A 7,862-nucleotide genomic window follows, 5' to 3' on the forward strand; every position below is an offset into this window, starting at 1 on the left:
ATTTATTTTGAGGGGCGTCTTGATAAAGTGATAACGCTATAATGATTTTAACGTGACACAGAATTCTGAACACTCTCTGACAACCGAACCTGTTCACTCCTCCACTAAACCAGATCTAGTCCATTTCTGATTTGCGAAAAACAAAAGGGACACAAATGTGCCCCTGAGGTTAATGACAAAGCTCTGGATAACTCAGTGATTTAAGGGTTTACCGCACCTAGGGGCGCTTCGGTCGCTTACGCGACTACGACCCCAACGGCACGATTCCCCTTCATTTGACTTTGTCAGCAGTCTGAAGGGGCAACAATGTGCCCCTATATTCTTTGTACTAAAACAACCTAGATCAGATCTTTGGCCCTGCGCTGACTAGCGCGGCCCCGGCTGGGGTATCGGTATACTTATCGAAGTTAGTGGTAAAGCGCTTCGCTAAGTCTTCGGCTTTCTCTTGCCATTGCGCGACATCCGCGTAAGTATCGCGAGGGTCGAGGATAGCAGGGTCCACGCCCGGTAATGCCATCGGCACCGCCAGATCAAAGATAGGTAAAGTAAAGGTTTCAGCTTTATCAATTTCACCATTCAGAATGGCGTCAATGATAGCTCGGGTATCTTTGATGGAAATACGTTTGCCCGTGCCATTCCAGCCAGTGTTGACCAGATAAGCTTGTGCGCCCACCGCTTGCATACGTTTCACTAGCACTTCTGCATATTGCGTTGGATGCAGTGACAAGAATGCAGCACCAAAACACGCAGAGAAAGTTGGCGTCGGCTCGGTGACACCGCGCTCAGTCCCGGCCAGTTTGGCTGTAAAGCCAGACAGGAAGTGATACTGAGTTTGATTTGCCGTCAGGCGAGATACCGGTGGTAATACGCCAAAAGCATCAGCCGTCAGGAAAATAACTTTGGTGGCATGACCTGCTTTAGATACTGGCTTGACGATATTTTCAATGTGGTAGATAGGGTAAGAAACCCGGGTGTTTTCAGTTTTGGAACCGTCATTGAAATCAACAGTACCATCTGGTAGTACCACCACGTTTTCCAGCAAAGCATCGCGCTTAATTGCATGATAAATATCGGGTTCTGCTTCTTCGGATAATTTGATGGTTTTGGCGTAGCAGCCACCTTCAAAGTTAAATACGCCGTCATCATCCCAGCCATGTTCGTCATCGCCGATCAACTTGCGATTCGGGTCAGTGGACAGGGTGGTTTTACCGGTACCGGACAAGCCGAAGAAGATTGCAACATCGCCTTTTTCGCCGACGTTAGCCGAGCAATGCATGGAAGCAATGCCTTTCAGTGGCAGCAGGTAGTTCATCATTGAGAACATACCTTTCTTCATTTCACCGCCATACCATGTGCCGCCAATCAGCTGCATACGTTCTGTCAGGTTAAAGGCGACAAAGTTCTCTGAATTCAGACCTTGCTCTTTCCAATTCGGGTTAGTGCATTTAGCGCCATTCATGACGATGAAATCAGGTTCGAAATGGGCCAGCTCTTCATCTGTTGGGCGGATAAACATGTTTTTGACGAAATGCGCTTGCCAGGCCACTTCAGTGACAAAGCGAACTTGCAGGCGGGTATCGGCATTAGCACCGCAGAATGTATCAACAACAAACAGGCGCTTACCAGACAGCTGATTGGTTACCAACCCTTTCAGGTGGGCCCAGGTTTCTTGGCTTAGCGGTTTGTTGTCATTCTTGCCTTTGCCTTGATCAGCCCACCACAGGGTATCCTGCGTGATAGCATCTCGGACAATATATTTATCTTTGGGTGAACGGCCGGTAAATATTCCGGTGTCTACCGCAATTGCTCCTGTGGTGGTGAGGGTTCCGCGCTCGTATCCTTCGAGTGTGGGTTTGGTCTCTTCCTGGAACAGTAAATCATAGCTTGGGTTGTAAACAATCTCGCTGACGTTATGGATGCCATAGGTGGCGAGCTCCTGCGGGGTAATTCCTTTAACACTCATGTCATAACTCCTGGATCGTCAATTTTCTACCAGCGATTGTAATTACTCATCTCTGATTAACAGCGATAGCGTTCAAATATTTCAATATATGGCCTATTTTTCGCTAGGTTATGAGAGATAGGACACGGATTGTCGCAAGTATGAAACGGCAAGGAGTCATAGCTGGGCACGAGTCAGCACCCAACTATACCCGTCATACTTCAAGCTGCATGTGCGTTAGCTACGCTCAATCACCCGAATCACTTACAAAACAGTAAGCTCATCGGGATTCTCTTGCTTGCCGCCTTCCTGCAACTCGAATTATTTAGGGTATAAGTATTACAAGAATTAATGAATTTGTTCTGGTGACGGGCTATTGCCGCTTTTTAATGCCGCGATATCGACCGCATCAAACAGGTAGTGAGTGCCGCAATACTCGCAATTCATATCAATATTGCCGTCCAGCTCGAGCATCTCTTTAACGTCATCTTCGGATAACGTGACTAATGCATCGGCACAACGTTCACGGGAACAGGTACAACGGAAACTGACATTTTGTGGCTCATAAAGTGTCACTTCTTCCTGATGATATAACCGATACAGCACCTCATTGGCCGGCAGGGTGAATAACTCCTCGGCTTTAATGGTGGTGGTCAGTTGTGCCAGATGATCAAACTCATCTTCATTGCGATCTTGTGCTGGCAGAACTTGCAGCAACATGCCGCCTGCGGCAGCTTTACCCTCTACACTACCCGTGCGGATAAACAGGCGGGTAGGGAGCTGTTCAGACTGCATAAAGTAATTTTCCAGACAGGCGGCGATGGTTTCACCTTCCAATGCTACGACGCCCTGATAGCGCTCCCCCTGTGCTGGCGTGATAGTTATCACCAGATAACCACTGTTGCCCATCATTTCTTTCAGGGTGCTTTCATCACTGATCTCGCCTTTAAAGCGGGCGACACCGCGCATTTCTTGTTGGTTATTGCCGTTAATCACTGCCAGTGATAGCGGGCCATCGCCGCCCTGCAATTGCACGGTGATATCACCGTCAAATTTGAGGGTAGCCGTCAGTAGACTGGTCGCGACCAACATTTCGCCCAACAGTTTTTGTACCGCGGGTGGATAATCATGATTGGCTAATACTTGCTGATAGGTTTCATTAACTGAAACTAGCTCACCGCGCACCGCATGGTTAGCGAACAGATAGCGGTGTAATTGGTCGTGATTAGACATAGTTTTCTCTCTTTCTGGCTGCAAGCAATTTACTCAGGCTCGCCGTGTTTAAATTTGATTAGGTTGCGACGCTCTTTTTTATCCGGCCGTCGATCCGGATGCGGCATGGTCAGAGCATTTAGCTTGCGCGCCTGTGCCACTTTCTCGCGGTTAGCAATGCTAGCCTCTGTTTCTTCATATAATGCCTGAGCTTCACTTGCGCCCCTGCGCTGGTGGTGTAGCGCCAAGACCCGCACTGTGCGCTCATCGTTACCTTGGCGCAGGCGGATTTCAGCATTGATTTCAACCAACTTACTCGGTTTACCGCGCTGCCCGTTGTAATGAACTTTGCCGCCATCCACCATGTCCCGCGCGACGGCTCTGGTTTTGTAAAACCGGGCTGCCCAAAGCCATTTATCCAGCCGAACCGATTCATCCGAAGCTGTTTTATCCTTCATGAACACTCCTGTCGTTAGGCTGAATTTCCCGACTCACTTGCGTAACTGCAATGCGGGCAATAGCTTACGGTAATCATTGATTGCAGGGTGGCTGTGAAATACCTTATCAGCACAGCTGGAATCTGGGTTTTCTATCCCCAGACAATAGCGGATACCAAAGGTGTGCGCGGCATCCAAAATCTTTTCACTGTCATCGACAAATAAGGTTCTGGCAGGATTCAGCCCAGTATGCTGTGTGACAGCTTGCCACAGCCGTTGATCTTCCTTTGGATAACCAAATGTATGGGTGGAAAGTAATAAATCAAGGTGCTGGTCGAGAGCGGTGTGCTCAATTTTTACCGCCAGGCTGTGCGGGTGGGCATTGGTGAGCAAAATAGTTTGCAAGCCGCGCTCACGTAAACGGGTCAGAAAGGGCTGGGTATCCTGGCGCAGACGAACCCGGCTGCCCGCTTGCGTGGTCATGGCATAGATATCTAAATCCAGCCGCTCACTCCAATAATCGAAGCAATACCAATTTAATGTGTGCTGCACTGCCAGATATTCATCATGGATAATTTTATGCGCTTGTTCCAACGAGATTCCGCGCTGTTGGCTGAGTGTCTCCGGCACCTGCTTTAACCAGAAATGGCTGTCGAACGCTAAATCCAGCAGAGTGCCATCCATATCCAGCAGCACGGTATCAATTTCTTGCCAATTAAATTCAGGGGGCATAGCGGCTCCACAATCACAATAGTGGTGATAACCCGTCATACTTCAAGCTGCATGTGCGTTGGCCGCCCTCCTGCAACTCGAATTATTTAAGGTATAAACAATAGTTCATAATAAACGAAAAAGGGCTAACGCAGGAAAGGTGTTGGAGTGAGGGTTTGGTTGAAGCAATTATCATAATAGCGCTGAATATTATCCATACGGCTACGGTTTTTCAGTATCCGCTGAATGAATAGGGCCGCATTCACCGCACAACAAATTATCAGCGCCAGCAGCAGCAGGCTGGTACCCAAATAGCGGCCGAGTGTCACGATATCCGGTTCACTGTGTAATGCAATGTGGCGGGTGCCATTGGCGTCGGTGGTGATATTGGTAATGATCCCTTCCGCCTTAAATGGGGTGTTGAGTAACAGCCCAGAGAGCCGCTGTAACTCCCGCCATTGCTCAAGCGCACTGTAATCAAACAGTGGAACCGATGGAGCAGGGTGATTAACCAGCTGTTTACCCTCATCACTGGTAATCAGGAACCCACCCGGCGGTGGGCTGTTTAACGCTTCTGTCGCCAAATGTGTTTCGCGGTAAACAAATGATGAGGTTGCCGTTTTAACCAGATTTTCCAAGGTGTCAGCACTGACCGGGCGTAACAGTACATTCATGCCTTTTAAGGTGCCAGATTGCGCCCGTTTCACTAGCCCAGACCAATTTTTGGCATTACCTAAATTCACCAAAGCATTCTTTAGACGGACACAATCGGCGTCTCCACCACATAATGCCTGTGTTTTTAGGACGATATCAGCAAAGTTATCCAGCAAAATCATACCGGATTTTTCAATCGCAGTGGCCAACTGTGGGTTAACGTTGGTATCCGTGCCTTGGGGGTGCAGTTGTTGATTGACGGTCGCCACCAGCGCTGCTGCTTTTTCAATGGTTTCAGATTCAGGTTGCGGCAAGGGCGCTGCGTTATTCCAATAGATACCGGAACAATCAAAAGGCGTAAAAACAAAATTGTGTGGGTTTTGGGTATTCGGTGGGACATAGCACATCCCCATCCCCTGCGCTTTCAGCATATCGCCAATATGGAGTGGCATTTTTTCTAATGCTTCGACGCTGGTTACCTGCTGGCTTTGTGCGCCTTGTAACCAGGCAACACTTAATTTCAGCGGCAGACCCAATGGGATATAAATCAATAATAACCCCATGACTAACAGTGAGCCGGCCATCAGCGTCAGGTTTTTCCCCCAACGCTGTAGAGGAAAATGTTTCATTTCATCATGGAGGGATAAAAAAGCCCCCTGACGAACAACCTGACGATTGAGATAAATATCAATGTTGGTTTTTTTACCCAGATCATGAGCAAAATAAGGCCCCCAATGAGCCGGATAAATCAGATCCACAATCCCGAGTGAGATATTGTTCATCTGCCCCTGATTTGGCTCACCGAACAGGCCCCAGCGCTTTGGCGTACCACTCAAGCAATGAACTTCCCGCAAGTCTTTTTCAGATAGCGGACGGAACATATTCCAGCAAGCCCAACCGGTTAATATGGCTGCCACAATAATAAGCCAGGGCAGTATCACCGTTGGGCCAGCCAGTGCAAAGAACAGCAATAGCAATGCTAAACAAATAGCCCCTGCTTCTTTTAAGCCATTAGCCCCATGCAGAGCATATTCTTCTGCTGTTTCCTTACGGATATTCAGGAGCTCAATATGCTCGCTATCCGCCTTACGAATTGATGCATTTTGCACCACCGAAGGTAAAATAGGCTGGTAACTATTCTCAGACTGGTGATTTTTCAGCGTATGCCCGTTGAGAGAAATAACCAAAGGGATCGGCTGGGTTTGGATAAGTTCTACGTCATTATCCTGAGTAATATATTGTTCCCACGAAGCAGGTAAATGAACTTCAATAGAATCAAGATAATAACGCCAATTATTGGGTTCATCAGTGGCTACGCCATAGCGGGTAATGGCGCGCGTAACCGAATAAACATTGTCGCTTTGAGGGGTTAGAATAAGCTTCGCGGGTGAAGGCGTGCTGTTGCTCAGGCTACGGGTATCAAAAGTCGATTGAGGTTTAAACCCAATTTTATCCTGTTGATTTAAGAGATAATTCTCAATGTTTACCCGCTCTTCAGGTGTCAGTTTGCGATGAGTAGGTTTCGCGAACGGCAGAGTTGCCGTTACGGGAGCAGGGCGGCGGAATCGGAACCACCACAACAAACCTACTGCGATTAGACTGGTCAACAGTAAGGCCAATGTTATGACTATTGTGCTCATCCCATCCCCATCCGAGCGCCCCTGAATTAAGTCAACTCTATGAAATAACGCATTATATTATGCATAAACACCTTACAGAGGCATATAACAGAGTTATTCATCAAATAACTTAATGCAAGTGCTCTTTCACTGCCCGTAGACTAATAAGGATAGCAAGGCTAAAACTTCGGTAATATCAGCATAATCCTATTTTCAAACACAATTTTTAACGAGTATTGCGCTGAAATAGAACGAAACTTAACCAGTTGAATCTTGACTAAACTCGCCGCCATGTTAAAAACAGATAAATTATATCTAACTAGCGTTGCGATAAAGGTTCTCATTAACGCACAATGTGATCAAGTTCTAATAAATTCCAGTATAAAGAGTCGGGTTAATCCGCGTGGGTAAAAAGTCGCTTATGAAGTAACCTTATTATGAGCCTGACGACCCTGATACGTGCCCGACAGGCGGCGAGTTTTAATTTGGGGCCATTATGGAACACCTGCAAAAACCTAAAATACTTAAAATAGAAACGATTGCCCGCTCCCGCTTATTTACAGTTGAAGCCGTCGATCTGGAGTTCAGCAACGGTGTACAACGTGTCTATGAGCGAATGCGGCCATCGAATCGCGAAGCTGTCATGATTGTACCCATTATTGGTGATGACTTATTGCTGATCCGCGAGTATGCCGTGGGTATAGAAGAGTATGAATTGGGCTTCCCCAAGGGGTTGATTGATCCCGGAGAGGGGGTATTAGAGGCCGCAAATCGCGAATTGATGGAGGAGGTTGGCTTTGGCGCTGAGCGTTTCGATTACCTCAGTAAGCTGACGATGGCACCGTCCTATTTCTCCAGCAAAATGAACATTGTTGTGGCGCAAAACCTTTATCCACAAAGTCTGGAAGGCGATGAACCGGAACCGCTGCCCCAAGTGCGCTGGCCTATTGCGAATATGATGGCACTGCTCGATGAACCGGGGTTTTGCGAAGCCCGCAATGTCAGCGCTCTGTTTTTGGCGCAAGCTTTTCTGATGAAAGCGGGAATAGCTTAATATTGAGTGGCTCGCCATAAAATCTATGGTCACCCCCGTTTTTGCAGCACCGATTTTGATTTATGATGGGCTTGCTTAAATCTATTCGGTGTCTGGTGGGAGCCAGCTCCCGCGCCATGATGAGTTCCGCGCCTGATGAACCTTAAAAAACCCGTCGGCTTCAAAGAGCCATTTTTTGTGTCAGGTTTATCATCAGGCCGCTGTGCCGTTCATGTCATCAATAATCAGTCGTC

6 protein-coding genes are annotated in these 7,862 nt (G+C 47.7%); 1 reads left to right on the top strand and 5 read right to left on the bottom strand.

The annotated features are described in order from the left end of the window. Positions 1-343: 343 nt before the first annotated feature. The 5 genes from pckA to FTA91_RS15595 form a co-directional block, all read right to left on the bottom strand. Positions 344-1,963 carry a phosphoenolpyruvate carboxykinase (ATP) gene (gene pckA, locus FTA91_RS15575; protein ID WP_050116518.1) on the bottom strand — a complete coding sequence of 540 codons (1,620 nt, stop codon included), beginning with the start codon at positions 1,961-1,963 and terminating at the stop codon, positions 344-346. A 327-nt stretch (positions 1,964-2,290) separates the two neighbouring features. Continuing rightward, on the bottom strand, positions 2,291-3,175 hold the full coding sequence (gene hslO / locus FTA91_RS15580) for an Hsp33 family molecular chaperone HslO (RefSeq protein WP_050116519.1): 885 nt from the start codon (positions 3,173-3,175) through the stop codon (positions 2,291-2,293). 29 nt (positions 3,176-3,204) lie between these two features. After that, a complete protein-coding gene (hslR, locus tag FTA91_RS15585) occupies positions 3,205-3,612 on the bottom strand; it encodes a ribosome-associated heat shock protein Hsp15 (protein WP_050116520.1) in 408 nt (135 codons plus the stop codon). A 33-nt stretch (positions 3,613-3,645) separates the two neighbouring features. Further along, the gene (gene yrfG, locus FTA91_RS15590) at positions 3,646-4,323 is read right to left on the bottom strand and encodes a GMP/IMP nucleotidase (RefSeq protein ID WP_050116521.1); all 678 of its coding nucleotides are present in this window, start codon (positions 4,321-4,323) and stop codon (positions 3,646-3,648) included. A gap of 125 nt (positions 4,324-4,448) precedes the next feature. Next, positions 4,449-6,596 carry an intracellular growth attenuator family protein gene (locus tag FTA91_RS15595; RefSeq protein ID WP_145535768.1) on the bottom strand — a complete coding sequence of 716 codons (2,148 nt, stop codon included), beginning with the start codon at positions 6,594-6,596 and terminating at the stop codon, positions 4,449-4,451. Between the two features lie 475 nt (positions 6,597-7,071). Here FTA91_RS15595 and nudE point away from each other — a divergent pair, with 475 nt between their 5' ends. Continuing rightward, positions 7,072-7,629, top strand: a complete 558-nt coding sequence (nudE, locus tag FTA91_RS15600; protein WP_050116523.1) for an ADP compounds hydrolase NudE — start codon at positions 7,072-7,074, stop codon at positions 7,627-7,629. Positions 7,630-7,862 lie beyond the last annotated feature (233 nt).

This window comes from Yersinia thracica (genome assembly GCF_902170565.1).
GTDB lineage: Bacteria > Pseudomonadota > Gammaproteobacteria > Enterobacterales > Enterobacteriaceae > Yersinia > Yersinia thracica.